This window comes from Staphylococcus equorum (assembly GCF_029531845.1).
In the GTDB taxonomy this organism is placed as follows: Bacteria; Bacillota; Bacilli; order Staphylococcales; family Staphylococcaceae; genus Staphylococcus; species Staphylococcus equorum_C.
Window position 1 is genome coordinate 1 of record NZ_JAMBPV010000008.1, and the last position, 17497, is coordinate 17497.

Consider the following 17497-nt stretch of genomic DNA (forward strand, 5'->3'; position numbering starts at 1 on the left):
TACACAAGTAACAGGCACGGGAGAAGCAGGCTCAACAATCACAGTTAAATTCCCAGATGGAAGTGTGGTAACGGGTACAGTAGATGGACAAGGAAATTACGTGATCGATTTACCATTAGATAAGAAATTAAATGGAAATGAAGAGTTAGTAGTGACGTCAACAGATGGAGCAGGCAATGTATCGCCAGAAGCAAAAGTGACAGTTACAGATGTGACGTCACCAAACGCACCGATGGTGAATGAGGTTACAAGTGAAGGTACGCAAGTAACAGGAACAGGCGAAGCCGGTTCAACAATTACGGTTAAATTCCCAGATGGAAGCACAGTGACGGGAACAGTAGATAACCAAGGAAATTACGCAATCGATTTACCAGTAGATAAGAAATTAAATGGGAACGAAGAACTCGTAGTAACATCAACAGATACATCAGGCAATGTGTCACGAGAAACAAAAGTGACGGTTAAAGATGCGACGGCACCAGCAGCCCCAACAGTGAATGAAATTACGAGTGGAGATACGCAAATTACAGGCACAGGTGAACCCGGCTCAACAATTACAGTTAAATTCCCAAATGGAACTATCGTAACTGGAAAGGCTGATAATCAAGGAAACTACGTAATTAATGTCCCTTCTATAATAGATTTAAACCCTGGAGATACTATACAACTCTCATCAATTGATAAGTCAGGAAATATGTCTGGAACAACAACAATTATTGTGAATAATAGTAGTGCTTCAATAACAAAACAAGCGAATGATCATGATAAATCTAGCAATAATTTTGATTTAAATAGTCAATTAGGGTTGAATGGAATTGAAGGGGAAGATGGAAAAGAACACAGAAATCTAAATAGTAACAGCAAACATTCCGATGATTCAGTTAATCACAAATCAGGGACAGATGTAGCTTCCAAAGGCGATGTTATACAAACTAATGATAAAAAAGGTACTATTTCAAATCTGAATAATGACAAAAATAATCTAGATAAAGGAAATAATAAACATGTAGATAAATTACCTACTACTGGTGAAAATGAGAACCAAAATAAAGGATTATTCAGTTCATCATTAGCTATGATTGGTGCATTTATGTTAATAGGAAGACGTCGTAAAAATAAAGAAGAACATTAATAAGAATTAATATTATAAAGATAACGATATTATTATAGTATTACAAAATAAAAAAGACGGAATGCTCTTTAAATAGAGCTTCCGTCTTTTTTTGTATATAACTTATTAATGATGTGCCATTTCTAAAAATATAGCTTAGGCGTATAATGGAGTAATTAGTAAAGAAAGGTGTGGAGAAATGCAAAAAGCTTATCGGCAACTTATATTAGGTATGATTTGTTTGTTTATAGTTATGGCAATTGGACGTTTTGCATACACACCTATTATGCCGTTTATGCAACAAACGGGATATATGGATAATCAGAGCGCAGGATTACTTGCAACTATTAATTACTTAGGTTATTTAATTGGAGCAATTATTCCTATATGGATAGTTGTGTTTAGCAAGGTTACAGATTTGAAACTATACTTACTAATCAATATAGTTTCAACAATATTGATGGGGCTATTTGATAATTTTACATTATGGATAATTTTCCGTTTAATCGCAGGAATCACGAGCGGAACGGTTTTTGTTTTAGCCTCAAATGTGGCGCTCGAAGCATTGAGAGCAGCGAACAAGGGTCGTATCTCAGGTATGCTTTATAGTGGTGTGGGTCTAGGCATTTTCACAAGTAGTATATTTATATTTTTATTCACTACAGAAAATAATTGGAAGATAACGTGGATTTTACTGGGTGTTTTTGCTTTAGTTATGGGAAGTTTTGTGTTTTTTGGTATGCGCCAAAATTCAAATGTTGAAAATGAAACACAAACCTTAAATGAAAAGGAAGATAAACCAAAAGTTAAGCTGAATAAAAAATTTATTTGGGGGTTTTCAATAGCGTATTTTTGTGAAGGTGCGGGTTACATAATTACAGGTACATTTTTAGTAGCAATCGTTAAATCCATACCTGAATTTGCAGATTATGCAGCGTTAAGTTGGATGTTTGTAGGATTAGGAGCTATTCCATCGACGATTTTATGGTCTATGATGGCTGAAAAATTAGGACACGGTAAAGCAACTAATTTAGCATTTATTTTACAAATTATTGCCGTAATATTGCCTGTTTTTTCAGAAAGCATGATGAGTTTAGTGATAAGTTCTATTTTATTTGGTGCTACATTTCTTGGTTTAACGACATTGTTTATGTCAAAAGCACAAACTTTAATGTTTCAAAGTAACAGTAAAATAAATTTAGTTGCTTCATTAACTGTTATTTATAGTTTAGGGCAAATGATTGCGCCGGCACTTTCTGGTATATTAATTGGTGAATCAGCAAATTATAACGCAGCACTGATTTTTGCGTCTATCATACTTTGCATCGGGCTATTAAGCAGTATGTATAGTTATAGAGTCACAAATTAAATGATATATTCAAATAGAGCGTCTTAAAAAAAGAAAAATAATTTAAAGCAATAAATAAAAAGTTCGAAAAGTTATATACACTTACAGAAGTAGTCTATGTAGGCTTTTTAGTGGTCATCATACTTTTGTGTAAATTGACTTTTTGTGGTAATATCGTCATGGATAAAAATTCGAGATAATAATAGATAAGAAGGTTTAAATATATATGAAAGAAAACTTTTGGCGTGAATTACCGCGTCCATTTTTTGTTTTGGCACCAATGGAAGATGTTACAGATGTAGTTTTTCGTCACGTTGTCAGTGAAGCAGGCAGACCTGATGTTTTCTTCACTGAGTTTACAAATACAGAAAGCTTTTGCCACCCTGAAGGTGTACACAGTGTACGTGGACGCTTAACATTCACTGAAGATGAACAGCCTATTGTCGCTCACATTTGGGGGGACAAACCAGAGAACTTCCGTGAAATGAGTATCGGTATGGCAGAGATGGGTTTTAAAGGTATCGATTTAAATATGGGCTGCCCAGTGCCGAACGTTGCAACGAAAGGTAAAGGTTCAGGATTAATTCAACGTCCTGAAATTGCAGCTGAAATTATTCAAGCAGCTAAAGCAGGAGGTCTTCCGGTAAGTGTTAAGACTCGACTCGGTTATTCTGATATCGATGAGTGGAGAGATTGGCTGACACATGTATTCGAACAGGATATTGCGAACCTGTCGATTCACCTTCGTACGCGTAGAGAAATGAGTAAAGTGGATGCGCACTGGGAATTAATCGGAGAAATTAAAAAGGTTCGTGATGCAGTCGCACCGGACACATTGTTAACGATTAACGGAGATATTCCGGATAGAAAAACAGGGCTCGAACTGGCAGAGAAGTATGGCATTGACGGTGTAATGATTGGACGTGGAATTTTCCAAAATCCGTATGCATTTGAAAAAGAACCGAGAGAACATACGAGCGAAGAGCTATTAGGTCTGTTAAGATTACACCTTGATCTATTCGACAAATATACTAAAGAAGAAACGCGTCAGTTTAAACCATTGCGCAGATTCTTTAAAATATATGTACGCGGCATCAGAGGTGCAGGAGAACTGAGACATCAGTTGATGAGTACGAATACGACAGATGATGCTCGAACGCTACTTGATGAATTTGAAGCACAAATGGCACCGGTAGAATAATATTAATCGATTTAGACAATAGTAATGAAGAAGTAAAATAAACGGCTTAAAAATCTTGATATTAAGATTTTTAAGCCGTTTTTTGTTTGATTGTTAATGAAATAATGAATGCAATAATCATGAAAGCTGTAATCATAAATACAACACCTGGCCATTGTATCAGCCCATAGAAGATACCTGCTAATGTACCCCCAATAGATGAACCCATGTAATAAAATAATAAATATAAACTAGATGCTTGCGCTTTATGATGTTCAGCACGACTTGCAACTACGCCACTTGCTATCGCGTGACCACTGAAAAATGCATAAACACTGAATGCCAAGCCGAGTATTTTAAAAACTAAAAAAGGTAAAAGTGTAATCCAAATACCAACAATTAATAGTAAAATGCTAAATTTTAAAGCGTTTAATGTACCTAATTTAGTACGTAATTTTGCATTTAATATAGAAGATATCATACCAATTAAGAATAATAAGTAAACAAAGCTAATAATACTGTCGTGCAATTGATAAGGTCTAGCTGCCAACACAAAGCCAATATAGTTAAAAGCAGCGATGTTACAGCCTAATAATAGAAATCCAATCATAAAAGGTTTTAGTAAACGAATGTTTTTCAAATGTTGACTATAGCTCAATACTAATGCTTTAACAGAAAAGCGTTGCTTCTCAAAATGTCGAGATGCTGGTAGTAAGAAAGCAAATAATATTGCTGCGACAACACTAATAATTGCAATAGAGAATAAGCCGACTTGATAACCATAAATACTTGAAATAAATCCAGTGAATATTCTACCAAACGCCCCACCAAATGCATTGCCACTAATATAAATGCCCATAGCCTCAGGCAAATTATGCGCAGAAATTTCTTCTCCGATATACGCCATAGCGATAGAGGGTAAGCCTGCTAAACAGATGCCTTGTATAAGTCTAACAATTAAGAAGGTATTGAAATCTGTAATAAAGGGTTGCACTAGTGCTAATAATGATACCGAAATCACAGAAAAAATCATAATAGGTTTACGTCCAATTACTTCCGATATTGCGCCAAAAAATAGCATAGCAAAAGCTAATGTCAGGGTTGCTGCCGACAATGCCAAACTTGCAACAGTTTCACTCACATTAAATGATTGTGTGAAATGGGGTATCAATGGTTGAACGCTATATAGTATTGAAAAAATAGTGAATCCTGAAATGAAAAGTGCAACGATAATTTTAATATATGCTTTTGAACCTTTATTTACATAGCTGTTTTTCAAATACTCCATTGTACGAACCCCTTTTATGTTTAATATGTCTATAGTATCACGTAATAAATAATATAAAAAATATATTAGTTGTTTTAAAAGATGTAATGCTTTAGATTTCCATAACATTGATAAGTAGCTAAAACTAAAATAATACATTACTTATTATTAAAACGAATTAGAGATTAACCTATATATAATGTAACAAAGTTTCCTATTACATTATAAGTTGTGTGATTTTTGATTTGTAAATTACATTTTAAAAAAATAATACAAAGAAATTAAGAGAAAGTTAAAAATAATTCAAAAAACATATTTATTTTAATTAAAAAGGTTATAAGATTATAGGGTATGTATTTAAAAATATTTTAAGTGGTGTAACTTGTAATTTGCACATAATAATAAATGGGATGAGGGGAAGATAATAATATGAAAAAATTATTATTTTTAGCACTAATAGCATTATTGGTGTTGGCTGCTTGTGGTACAGAAAATGATAAGGTGAAAAGTAAGGATAAAGAAAGTGATAAGACTGAAGAAAATAGTAATGCTAAAGCAACTGGTAAAATGAAAAACTTCAAAATTGGTCAGGTTGTTCATGCTGACGGGGTAGACATTAAATTAACAAAGGTAGAATACGTAAATGAATATGATGAATACAGTGCGCCTGAAAATGGGAGAGTTGTTAAAGTGCACTTGAAATTTAAAAATAATAACAACGATCAAGTGTTAGTTGATTCTGCAGATTTTAGTATGAAAATGAATAATGAAAATTATCAAGAGTGGTTTGGTAATGATGATACTAATGCCGGGTTTTCTCATCAATTAAATAAAGGGAATACTGGTTCAGGTTATATCACCTACGATGTACCAGAGGGTAATGAATACGCATTAGAAATGGATGCACATCCTAAATTTGAAAATATAAAAGCAAGATGGAAGATTAAAAAAGAAGACATAAAAGAAGCAACAGGACAGAGTGAAAACCAAACTTCTGAAAATATTGTTACTGAAACTGAACCTGAGTCTGAATCTGCACCTGAAGAAACTGATGGGGAATCAACTGAAGAAGATGAAGACACTGAAAGTGAAGAAATGACATATCCTGCAGAAATGTATAATTCATTAGTAGATGAATACAATGAATTAACAGATGGTGAAAAAATGAACCATGTCGAGGATGATGTATTAGAAATTGAATATGATCAATTAGAAGCGCGTGTTGATGAGTTATATAACAAACAAATGGAACTAGAAGACCAAGAGTATGAAGAACAAATGAAGCAAGATGAAAAAGAATTTGATGAAGAAATGAAAAGGCAAGATGAAGCGTATGAACAAGAAATGAAAGAACAAGATGAAGCATATGAAAAGGAGATGGAAGAAATAGATAAAGCATATGAGGAAGATATGAAGGCAATAGAGGACGATGAATCAACAGAATAGATTTTAAAGAGAATATAAATAAAGAATGAGGAGGAATAAAAATGAATGAAAATCAAACAGTTAAACAAACAAATAGAGTGGCAGAAATGGTTTTGGGAATAATAGGAAGTATTTTTGGGATACTAGGTGGCTTATTTGCAATTATGGTAGGCGGCATTGGTTCTGAATTCGGTGATACAGATAGTGGTAGTTTCATGGGGCTTGGAACAGCAGTAATTATCACTTGTATTATAACGTTAGTTTTAAGTTGTATTATTAATAAGAAAAGAGTATTCGTAGGTGTTTTGCTAGTAATAGGTGGAATACTTAATTTTATATTCATTAGTTTCTTTGGAATATTATCTGGAATATTAATTTTAGTTGCAGGTATATTGGCTCTTATAAGAAAATAGGAAGTAAAGTAGACAGAGGAGTATTAACTTTCTCTGTCTTTTATATTTGAATTCCAAAGATTATATTGATAGTAGCTTAATTATAGATAGAATTTTCAAAATAATTACAGGTATCTCAAATCAATTACCAAAAAATTAAAAAATAGTTTCTGCTATTCTCTTTATATAATTTCTTTGCTATTGTTAGCTAAGGAAAAATTTTGGGAGGATTTATTAATTATGAAAAAAATCGTTACAGCAACAATTGCTACATTGTCATTGGGAGCAGTGGGCATAGCACAGTCAGACGCAGAAGCTTCAGAGAATAACCAATCAGGTACGCAATATTCAAGTGACCAATCAATGAATGGTATGTTTGAATATGGTTACATTGATGAAGATAATAGTGGGAATTATCACCATACATTAGATGGAAACTGGGACCAATCAATGTTTGATCAACAACAATATTATTTCTATTTAATCGATGAAGAAGGAAATTACCATTATTACTATTTCCCTATGAATGATCAAGACACAAATTCAACAAATACGAATGTAACAAATGCATATAATGGTAACAATTATAGTGCTGATAAGAGTCATGAGGCTGTTCAAAAGAGTGGCTACGATGTAAACAAAGCACCAGCTCAATCACAAGAAGCACCGCAAAGTTCTAATAATGAAGTTTCTGCTCAAACTTCATCACAAGAACAAAGCACAACAACTAATGATAATACATCAAATAACAACGCATCTTATACACAAAATAATACATCATCAAACGAAAACTATGAAAGTAGTTATACGCGCAATGATGGTAATGGTGTTGAAGATGTAAAACAAAATGCAACATCAAATAACGTAGAGAACACAACAAATGCACCTGCTACAGAATCAACAAGCAGTTCTAATGAAGGGCAAGCAACGCAACAAGAAGCAGCACCTTCACCAGAAACTTCAAACAACAATACGTCATCAAACAACAATGCATCATCAAACAACAATGCATCATCAAACAACAATGCATCATCAAACAACAATACATCATCAAACAATAATAACAGTACAAATTCATCAAACTGGTTAACAAGTAACAGCCAGATGCAACCATATGGCCAATATCATGGTGGCGGTGCACATTACGGTGTCGACTATGCAATGGATGAAAACACACCAGTTTATTCATTAACAGATGGTACTGTTATTCAAAGCGGATGGAGTAATTATGGTGGCGGAAACCAAGTTACAATCCAAGAACAAAATAGTGATAACTACCAATGGTATATGCATATGAATTCACTAAACGTACAAAAAGGTGACCAAGTTACAGAAGGTCAACAAATCGGTGAGTCAGGCAGCACAGGTAACTCTACTGCACCACACTTACACTTCCAACGTATGGAAGGCGGAGTTGGTAACGGTTATTCAGTAGACCCAACTTCATACGTAAACTCAAAAGCATAAATTAAAATAATAAATTAAAGCGTTCTTGAAATTCTGTAATAGAATTCAAGGACGTTTTTTATATTAATATGTATAATTAACAAAGAATATTTGAAATATCTCAAATACCATATCATACTTGCATTAAATTTAAATTGAAGAGGATGATAGTATGTTTACTGTTTATGGACATAGAGGCTTACCGAGTAAAGCACCAGAAAATACACTCGCATCTTATAAAGAAGCTGGGAATACACCTGGATTAAAATGGATTGAATTAGATGTAGCAATTACCAAAGATGAACAGTTGATTTTAATCCATGATGATTTTTTAGATCGAACAACGAATATGGTGGGAGAAGTGACACAATTAAATTATGCCGACATTAAAGATGCATCAGCAGGTAGCTGGTATGGAACAGAGTTTGAAGCCGAAAAATTACCTACATTTGATGAAGTTATTGAATTGGCTAGTGCCTACAACATGAACTTAAACATTGAATTGAAGGGCGTTACGGGTCCGAATGGCACAGTACTATCAGAAAGTATGATTAAACAAGTTGCAGATAAATTAAAAGGCTTAAATTCGGATTTAAATGTATTGATATCAAGCTTTAATTTGGTTTTAGTGAAATTAGCAGAGCAGTTCATGCCAGAGTATGAGAGAGCTGTAATATTTAAAGCTGCAGCTTTTGGCGATGATTGGAGAACGCTATTAGATTATTGTGGTTCGAAAATAGTGAATATAGAAGATACCAAATTGACGCAAGCCCGTGTTAGAAAAATAAAAAATGCTGGATATGCTTTAAATGTGTGGACAGTAAACAAACAATTACGTGCGAATCAATTAGCAAATTGGGGCGTTGATGGTATATTTACAGACAAAGCAGATGAAATGATTCACTTAGAAAGATTATAAAATCGCAGTCGTGGGGTGGGGATAGAAAATAAAAATTTGAATTTTGATTTTCTCCTGCTCCTTTTTATCGACATGGTTAAAAACTAGATGTCCTTTGTCTTAATTATACATTAAAAAATAACAATATTATAGACTACTTCTTTACTGTTTAGCAGTTTATACTGGTGAATATCATAGAGGAAGAAGGAGTGTTGAACAATGGTAGAACAAAAAGAAGTGTTGGATCAAGGACCATTTTTTCATGGGACAAAGGCTGAATTACAAATAGGTGATTTACTGCAAACACAACGTATTTCTAATTATCAAAACCGTAAAATGAACCATATTTATTTTACTGGCGCTTTAGACACAGCTAAGTGGGGTGCCGAACTCGCCGCTGCATTAGCTGACGAACCAGCACAAGAACACATCTATATTATTGAACCCATTGGAGTATTTGAAAATGATCCTAATGTCACAGATAAAAAATTTCCTGGGAATCCTACCCGTTCATATCGCTCCACGGAACCCTTGAAAATTGTAGCGGAATTAGCTACATGGGAACGACACTCTAATCATGATATTGAACAAATGATAAAAGGATTAGCACAATTACGTAAAGATGGATTAGATATTATTGAAGATTAATACACAACCGTAATGAAGATAAAGTTAAGCAGTCCATAATTGATAAATAGTGGGCTGCTTATTTATATAAAAAAGTTTGTTCCCAGTGAGGTATTATCTATCACATATTAGTGCTAAAATTTACTTGATAAGCGAGATAAATAATATCGGTATTCAAAGCAATATAAACAGATGCAACGCTTGAATTTTGATAAAAGCGTATAGTGATTATGTATGTAATATTCAAATATAGATAAAAAGGATTAATAAATGATATGTTTCGAAAATTTATAAGTGTAATACCGACTGCTATTTGTGGCTTAGCGTTGGGTATTTCAGCATTAAGCAACCTTTTATACATTATGGAGTGGGATGTTTTAGCTACTATATTTTTAATTATAAGTGTTATTGTGGTGGGCTTATTTATACTAAAATGTATACAGTTTCCTAGAATTGTGTTGAAAGAATTATCTGATCGTAATATATGTGCGACTTTTCCTACGATTACAATGACATTTCTAACATTACTTTATATCTTATACCATCAACTCAATATTACCTGGGAAATCATAAATTGGCTGTGGTGGATTATTGTAATACTGCAGTTTATTATTATTGGCGTGTTTATTTATTACCATATTTATTTACGTAAAAATGAACGAATCGTTCCGAGTACTAGTTGGTTTGTTACATTTGTAGGGATTGGTGTTATTTCTGAAACGGCTGAAGATTTTTCACCATTCTTTGGTGAATTGATAGTATATATAGCTACGTTATGCTTTTTAGTATTGATATGTATCGTACTATTTAAAAAATCATGGCGATTATATAACGAAAATCAATTTCCTATGACAATCATCATAGCGGCACCAGCTTCACTTTGCCTAAACGGTTATTTGTTAAGCGCAGAGCACACGCAGTTGTTATACACTATGCCAATGTTGATTATTTCCCAACTCACATTTATATACTCATTAACCTTCCTACCGAAATTATATAAGTTGAATTTTAGATTTTCATTTTCAGCATTAACTTTTCCGTGGGTCACAACAGCGACATCATTATATAATTTAATTAAAATTGAAAACTTACCTCACAAACTACACAGTGTACTTTATTTTATAACTGTACTTGAAGTGACCTTTGCAATCATGACTGTGATTTACGTTATTTTAGGATATGCTTCATTTTTAAAGAAACGTACAATTGAAATAAAATAACAAAAATTAAAGAACTAAGTTATTTTATTAGACATCTAGTCAGTATAAAGGGAGGGATACGAAATTTAATTTTAATTTCGTATCCCTCCCTTTTCAACGGTTATGAATTCAGTTATTTTAACTGATGGATTTGCTCGCTTCAAATAGAGCATCTAGATGACTTGTAGTTAGTGCTGTATTTTGATTGAGTACTTTAACATCGTTATAAAGTGCTTCAAGCTCTTTAAAAGAACCTTGTGTTTGATTGATGAGTCCAATGTTCATAACTGTTTTTAATACTATATTGGACAATCCTTTGAAATTTTTAAATAAAACAGACTGTGCTTTTGGTTTTATAGTATGGCCTTTGTGTTCTAACAATTGATGTAGTTCAGTAAAAGCAGCTATCGTTTCTTTGGTTAATGTATGCGCGCTAGTGTTTTGGTTTTGTTTTAGAATAAATAACATGTTTAACGGTAAAACTAAAGCTGCGTGTGACATCAACCAATCTTCAAAGTTCTGCTCATAAGTTAGTTTGATTTTCGCATTTTTAAATATTGAATTTAGTTTGTCTGAGAACGTAATTTCTCCATGCATGTTTCCTACTTTGAGCTCTCCAGCATTAAATCTTAAAATATTAGTATGGCTTGCTTCTCTTGAACCACCAGTCATTAAAAAGCCGAAAGTGATATGCTTAAGATGGTTACTCTGTTGCGTCAATGTGCTTTGTAGTAATTTAGGATTCATATTATTCCCAATGAAGACAATATTTTCGCTTTTGTTTTGAGCTAGTGTTGGCACTATATTGTAAAAATCTGAATATTTCATAGTTACAAAAATAACGTCATATATATCATCTTTTGAAAGTGTGCTTGTCGTTGTTATATGTTCATTTGTCGTTTTTCTTTGCAATGAATGCTTAAGTTTCAAACCTTTTTGATTCAAGTGCTCTAAAGTTTTTCCACGTGCAAACATTGTAATGTCATTATCTTTGGTATTTAGTGCGTGAGCTAAAAATTGCCCCTGTACACCTGCACCATATATTAAAATTTTCATATCATTATCACTCCAATTTAGTTATTGAACAATTGTTTAATAACTTGAAGTTATCATCAATAAGATTTAAACTCAATGAACAATACAACCTTGTTGATGTTTAATGAACAAATATTGAAAATTGTTGATATTAAAAGGAGTTAAAATGGATAAACGAAAAGAAAAATCCCAAAAACTTATTATTCGTAGCTTTGTTGAACTGATTAGAGAAAAAGACTTTGATAAAATATCAATGAATGATATTGCTCAACATGCCAATATAAATAGAGGTACCATTTATTTGAATTTTATAGATAAGTACGACATTTTAGACCATGCAATTGATTATATTTTGGGCGCAGCAGTGGATAAATGCAATATTTATCTTGCAGAATCAGGAGATAATAAAGAAACGTTGCGTGAAGTCATGTACGTGATTGACGATCAGTACGATATTTTGAAAACTTTGGTTAAAAAGTCAGATCTTAATATGCTTAAGCAAACATTATCAAAGAAAATGCGCGACACCATAAATAAACAAAACAGTGAAATTACTGCCCAGTTTTTATCCTCTGCTGTAGTAGGCGTTATTATATGGTGGATTGAAGAATCAAAACCATGTGATATAGATACTTTAGTAGGAGAACTTTCCGTATTATTGGAGCCACATTTAAAGCACTTGTAACAATCAACTGAAGTGTTATAAAGGTATTAATTAGTAACCCCGGCGATGCGTTAAAAATTACAAAAAAGGAATGTGAATAATGGAAAGTAGTAATAATGATTACGAGAATTTGTTGTTTTATTTCGCTTATAAAACATTTATAAATACAGCAGATGAAATTATTGAAGCATATGGTTTAAATAGACAGCATCATAGGTTCTTATTTTTTATTGAAAAGGTGCCTGGAATTACGATCAAAGATTTATTGAAAAGTTTAGAGATTTCTAAACAAGGCAGCCATGCAACTTTGAAAAAATTAAAAGACGAGGCATATATCACCGAACAACCCACCGAAGCGGATAAGCGAATTAAAGCTTTGTACCCCACGGAAAAAGGAACAAAATTAGTTCAAGAACTTAATAAGGCGCAAAACGATTTATTTCAAGATATACAGAAAAAAGTTGGAAATGATTGGTATGCCATAATGGAAGAATTTGCTTCTTATCGTACAGGATTTCAAGAAGTAAAATATTTAAAAGACGAGAATAAGAAAGATTAAATAATTAAAATAACTTTACACCATTTAAAAAATAAGAATTTTCTGTTTATAAATGGTGTAATTATCTTTTTGAATTAATATTATGAAATAAAGAAGAGGATGATTATATGGTTAAAATTGCAATTGCAGGAGCAGGAGCAATGGGTGGTCGCGTTGGAACACAAATTGCCCAAGCAGGATATGATGTAACTTTAATAGATTATTGGTCAGAACATATTGCGAATATTAATCAATATGGTGTGAATATTCAAACAGAAAAGGATACATATAATATTAATATCAAAGCACAGTTGCCAGAACAAATCGATGAACAATATGATTTGATTATTATTTTAACAAAAGCGATGGATTCCGACGCAATGATTGAGGCGTTAAATGAAGCTAATGCGATTAAAGAAACGACGGCACTATTAACAATGATGAATGGCTTAGGACATGAAGAGCGTTTTGCTAAAATTATACCTAAGTCACAAATTTTTTTAGCGGTCACGATGTGGACAGCAGGATTAAGAGGCCCTGGACAAATACTGTTAGAAGGTACAGGAACAATAGAACTACAACGTGCAGATGGTGGTGAAGACTATCGTACAGAAGCGATTAATACAATTTTCAATAATGCAAAATTAAATTCTACAATCAGCGATAACGTATTTGAGTCTATATGGTCAAAAGCTACATTGAATAGTGTATTGAATCCATTATGTACAATTTTAGATAAAACAATAAATCAATTTTCACAATATGAACAAGCACGACAAATGGTCATTCCTATTATTGAAGAAATCGTAGCTGTGGCTCATGCGCGTGAATTGAAACTGAATTTTGAAAATTTAATTAACAAAATTCAAGCTGCTTATCCAATTGAATCACAGGGGTTACATTATCCTTCGATGCATCAAGATCTATATAAAGGTCGTTTAACAGAAATAGATTATTTAAACGGACAAATTGTTGCATACGGTAAAACGTGTGGTGTGCCGACGCCGAATAATGAAATGCTGACACATATGATTCATCAGTTAGAATTAACGTATAAAAAATAGCTGGAAATAAAGTCAACATCATTGACCTTTAATCTTAATTAAGTTAAGTTTGTAGTGTAATAGAGATGGATAAAAAAGGGGAAATGATGAATGAAAAAACGTATAGGACAATATTTAATGGACTGTATTAGTGTTGTTGGCGTGGATAAAGTATTTGGTGTCCCAGGTGACTTTAATCTTACTTTTCTAGATGACATCATTAGTCGCGATGATATGGAGTGGGTTGGAAACACAAATGAATTAAATGCCAGTTATGCGGCTGATGGCTATGCTCGTTTAAATGGGATGAGTGCAATGGTAACAACATTTGGCGTAGGTGAACTCAGTGCTGTTAATGGTATTGCTGGTGCATATGCTGAACGTGTTCCAGTTATTCAAATTACCGGAGCGCCTACAAGAGCAGTAGAAAACGCAGGGAAGTATGTACATCATTCCTTAGGAGAAGGGAATTTTGATGACTATAGAAAAATGTATGAGCCCATCACGGCGACACAAGCGTACCTTACGCCTGAAAATGCCCAAGTAGAAATACCTAGAGTAATTGAAGCAGCACTAACTGAAAAACGTCCAGTGCATATACATTTACCAATTGACGTAGCAAGCGTAGAAATTGAAGTAGACCAACCGTTTGAATTGCTACAACATCAGGAGATGGATGTTGCTAAATATGTGAACATGATTAAAGAAAAGTTACAAAGTGCAGATAAACCAGTCATAATCACTGGCCATGAGATTAATAGTTTTGATTTACATGAAAAGCTTGAGCAATTTGTGAATCGTACGCATATCCCTGTAGCGCAACTATCACTAGGCAAAGGCGCATTTAATGAAGAAAACACATATTACATGGGTATATATGATGCTTCACTTGCAGAAGAAGATATTAGAAATTACGTGGATCAAAGTGATGCAATTTTAAATATTGGAGCGAAATTAACAGATTCTGCAACTGCAGGTTATTCATATCAATTTGATATTGATGACGTCGTTATGATTAATCATCGTCATTTCAAAATGAATGAAACGAAAGATATGGAAGTCTCACTTATCGATTTATTGGATGGTTTAAATACGATAAATTACGTTAATGATGCAACGTTCCCTCAATATCAACGTCCTGAAGAAAATCACTATGATTTAAATGGAAATCCTTTATCTCAAGCAACTTATTTCAAAATGATGCAAGATTTTATTAAGCAAGATGACGTGATATTAGCTGAACAAGGCACGTCCTTCTTTGGTGCTTATGATTTAGCGTTATACAGTAATAATAAATTTATAGGACAGCCATTATGGGGTTCAATCGGCTATACACTACCAGCGACACTTGGTACACAAATGGCAAACACACAGCGCAGAAATTTATTATTAATTGGAGACGGTTCCCTACAATTAACAGTACAAGAAATGTCTTCGATGATCAGAGCGCAAATCAAGCCGATTATCTTTGTTATTAATAATGATGGTTATACAGTTGAACGTAAAATTCATGGAGAAAACGCATCATACAATGATATTAAAATGTGGGACTATAAATTACTACCAACAGTCTTCGGAGGAAAAGATGACGTCATCGTTCACGATGTGACAACGAGCGAAACACTACAAAATACATTCCTCGAAATCGATGCACAACCAGACAAGATGCACCTAGTTGAAGTGAAGATGGCAGTACATGACGCACCACATAAATTAAACGCAATTGGCCAAGCATTTGCGAAACAAAATGGTTAAATTCACATAATACGTAACAAAAAAGCATTGGTCATTTTACAGTCCAATGCTTTTTTACATACTCAGAGATACTATCCATTTTCACAAAGGATTCAGTTAATATAAAAAAGACAAACTAAGTTATTTTATCTGCTTAGGTTGCCTGTATTTTCAATTAGTCTTTATCTATTGCTTTATAATCTACTTGATCATAGTTTGTTTCAAGTTTACGTAACTCGTCGCGGGTTTCTTTTTTTAAACCTTCGCCGTAATCCATCATTTTAACGATATCTTTAAATGCTGCGTATGGAATTGCGAGATCATCAATATCGTCGATTGTTACATGTAAATCAATATCCTCTGGACGATCTTCTTGTAATTTCAAGACAAAATCTGGTTCTGTCACAAATGGAGACGACATCCCCACCATATCTGCATGTTGTAAGGCATCGAGCGCACTTTCAGGTGAATTAATACCACCACTAGCGATGACAGGAATTCTACCCTCAAGGTAATCATGGACGACAGCATTGACATATTTTCCTGTGTGCTTGCCGTCAGAACGGACTTTGTTTTGATAAATTTGACGCCCCCAACTTGCGATTGCTAAATATTGTATATTCGCTGTATCTAATACCCAATCCAGATGTTCGTTGAATTCGTCTATTGTATAACCGACATCACTACCTCGTGTTTCTTCAGGTGTAGCGCGATAGCCTAAAATAAATTGTGGTGGTGCTTCTTTATCAATGACTTTTTGTACAGCAGCTAGTATTTCCAACCCGATACGAGCACGATTCTCCAAACTTTGAGTTCCGTATTGATCTGTACGTTGATTAGAAAAAGTAGAGAAAAACGTTTGTATAAGTAAGCGTTGGGCAGCTGAAATTTCAACACCATCAAAACCAGCTTGTATAGCACGAGAAGTTGCCTCAGCGTATTGACGCGTTACATCGGCGATTTTATCTATAGACATAGCTAAAACATCATGTTGAATAGGAGAATTTAAGGACATAGCGCTTGGGCCATAAACTTGGCCATAATTTAAGATGGCTTGATTTGAAAATCGTCCTGCGTGTGTCAGTTGTAAAACGGCTTTATTGCCATTTTGTTTCATTGCAGTTGCTAATTTTTTTAACCCAGGTATACAATTGTCATCAGTGATGCTAAAACCATATTCAAATAATTGACCATAAGGCTCAATATAGGCTGCACCTGTTACTTGCAAGGGCGCAGCGTGTGCCCGACGTTGTGCATAACGTAAGTCTTGCTCGGTAATATGGCCATCTTGTGTTGAGGAATTCGTAGTCATAGGTGATAGCACAAAACGGTTGTTGAAGACGACGCCATTAGGTAATGTTAATGGTTCGAATAATGCTTGATAATAAGTTTTCATAACTATAACCTCGATCTTCGTTGTAATATGTAATTTTAAATTAACACTAATAGGATATCGTGGTCAATTAAATAAAAAATATGGTGATTTTTTCAAGCAAAATGTAACAAAATTTTTCTATATCAGTTATCCTAGAGGGTGAGGGTAATTTAAAAAAGGAAACATGTTTTGCAGATACGTGTATAAAGCTTTGT

16 protein-coding genes are annotated in these 17497 nt (G+C 33.6%); 13 read left to right on the forward strand and 3 right to left on the reverse strand.

Going from position 1 to position 17497, the window contains the following annotated elements:
- From M4L39_RS10065 to M4L39_RS10075, 3 genes are all read left to right on the forward strand, one after another.
- Positions 1-1132, forward strand: a 1132-nt coding sequence (locus M4L39_RS10065) for an Ig-like domain-containing protein (RefSeq protein WP_277581899.1), incomplete at its 5' end; no start/stop codon positions are given.
- A gap of 178 nt (positions 1133-1310) precedes the next feature.
- On the forward strand, positions 1311-2480 hold the full coding sequence (locus M4L39_RS10070) for a YbfB/YjiJ family MFS transporter (RefSeq protein WP_277581900.1): 1170 nt from the start codon (positions 1311-1313) through the stop codon (positions 2478-2480).
- 205 nt (positions 2481-2685) lie between these two features.
- Positions 2686-3660 (forward strand): tRNA dihydrouridine synthase, encoded by a 975-nt coding sequence (locus M4L39_RS10075; RefSeq protein WP_277581901.1) that lies wholly within the window; start codon positions 2686-2688, stop codon positions 3658-3660.
- Between the two features lie 70 nt (positions 3661-3730).
- Here the strand turns inward: M4L39_RS10075 and M4L39_RS10080 are convergent, their stop codons facing one another.
- The gene (locus tag M4L39_RS10080) at positions 3731-4927 is read right to left on the reverse strand and encodes an MFS transporter (protein WP_277581902.1); all 1197 of its coding nucleotides are present in this window, start codon (positions 4925-4927) and stop codon (positions 3731-3733) included.
- Between the two features lie 408 nt (positions 4928-5335).
- On the opposite strand from M4L39_RS10080, the gene M4L39_RS10085 reads away from it, so the two are divergent.
- The 6 genes from M4L39_RS10085 to M4L39_RS10110 all read left to right on the forward strand — a co-directional run bounded on the left by M4L39_RS10085 (position 5336) and on the right by M4L39_RS10110 (position 10914).
- Complete coding sequence (locus M4L39_RS10085) at positions 5336-6352, forward strand: DUF4352 domain-containing protein (RefSeq protein WP_277581903.1); 1017 nt, start codon at positions 5336-5338, stop codon at positions 6350-6352.
- A gap of 41 nt (positions 6353-6393) precedes the next feature.
- Positions 6394-6744, forward strand: coding sequence for a DUF4064 domain-containing protein (locus tag M4L39_RS10090; RefSeq protein WP_277581904.1), 351 nt, complete (start codon positions 6394-6396; stop codon positions 6742-6744).
- Positions 6745-6963: 219 nt separating this feature from the next.
- Entirely contained in the window at positions 6964-8190 is a 1227-nt protein-coding gene (locus tag M4L39_RS10095; protein ID WP_277581905.1) for a M23 family metallopeptidase, read from the forward strand.
- Between the two features lie 151 nt (positions 8191-8341).
- Complete coding sequence (locus M4L39_RS10100; RefSeq protein ID WP_277581906.1) at positions 8342-9088, forward strand: glycerophosphodiester phosphodiesterase family protein; 747 nt, start codon at positions 8342-8344, stop codon at positions 9086-9088.
- Between the two features lie 198 nt (positions 9089-9286).
- Positions 9287-9715, forward strand: a complete 429-nt coding sequence (gene arr / locus M4L39_RS10105; protein WP_277581907.1) for an NAD(+)--rifampin ADP-ribosyltransferase — start codon at positions 9287-9289, stop codon at positions 9713-9715.
- 254 nt (positions 9716-9969) lie between these two features.
- Positions 9970-10914 (forward strand): TDT family transporter, encoded by a 945-nt coding sequence (locus tag M4L39_RS10110; protein ID WP_277581908.1) that lies wholly within the window; start codon positions 9970-9972, stop codon positions 10912-10914.
- Positions 10915-11031: 117 nt separating this feature from the next.
- On the opposite strand, the gene M4L39_RS10115 is transcribed toward M4L39_RS10110, so the two are convergent.
- Positions 11032-11949 (reverse strand): ketopantoate reductase family protein, encoded by a 918-nt coding sequence (locus M4L39_RS10115; protein ID WP_277581909.1) that lies wholly within the window; start codon positions 11947-11949, stop codon positions 11032-11034.
- Positions 11950-12094: 145 nt separating this feature from the next.
- Between M4L39_RS10115 and M4L39_RS10120 the strand changes: the two genes are divergently transcribed.
- The 4 genes from M4L39_RS10120 (at position 12095) to M4L39_RS10135 (ending at position 15928) form a co-directional block, all read left to right on the forward strand.
- Positions 12095-12613 carry a TetR/AcrR family transcriptional regulator gene (locus tag M4L39_RS10120; protein ID WP_069818404.1) on the forward strand — a complete coding sequence of 173 codons (519 nt, stop codon included), beginning with the start codon at positions 12095-12097 and terminating at the stop codon, positions 12611-12613.
- Positions 12614-12692: 79 nt separating this feature from the next.
- On the forward strand, positions 12693-13151 hold the full coding sequence (locus M4L39_RS10125; protein WP_277581910.1) for a MarR family winged helix-turn-helix transcriptional regulator: 459 nt from the start codon (positions 12693-12695) through the stop codon (positions 13149-13151).
- 107 nt (positions 13152-13258) lie between these two features.
- Positions 13259-14194 carry a ketopantoate reductase family protein gene (locus tag M4L39_RS10130; protein WP_277581911.1) on the forward strand — a complete coding sequence of 312 codons (936 nt, stop codon included), beginning with the start codon at positions 13259-13261 and terminating at the stop codon, positions 14192-14194.
- A 90-nt stretch (positions 14195-14284) separates the two neighbouring features.
- Positions 14285-15928 carry an alpha-keto acid decarboxylase family protein gene (locus M4L39_RS10135; protein ID WP_277581912.1) on the forward strand — a complete coding sequence of 548 codons (1644 nt, stop codon included), beginning with the start codon at positions 14285-14287 and terminating at the stop codon, positions 15926-15928.
- Positions 15929-16082: 154 nt separating this feature from the next.
- On the opposite strand, the gene M4L39_RS10140 is transcribed toward M4L39_RS10135, so the two are convergent.
- Positions 16083-17303 carry an NADH-dependent flavin oxidoreductase gene (locus M4L39_RS10140; RefSeq protein WP_277581913.1) on the reverse strand — a complete coding sequence of 407 codons (1221 nt, stop codon included), beginning with the start codon at positions 17301-17303 and terminating at the stop codon, positions 16083-16085.
- Positions 17304-17497 lie beyond the last annotated feature (194 nt).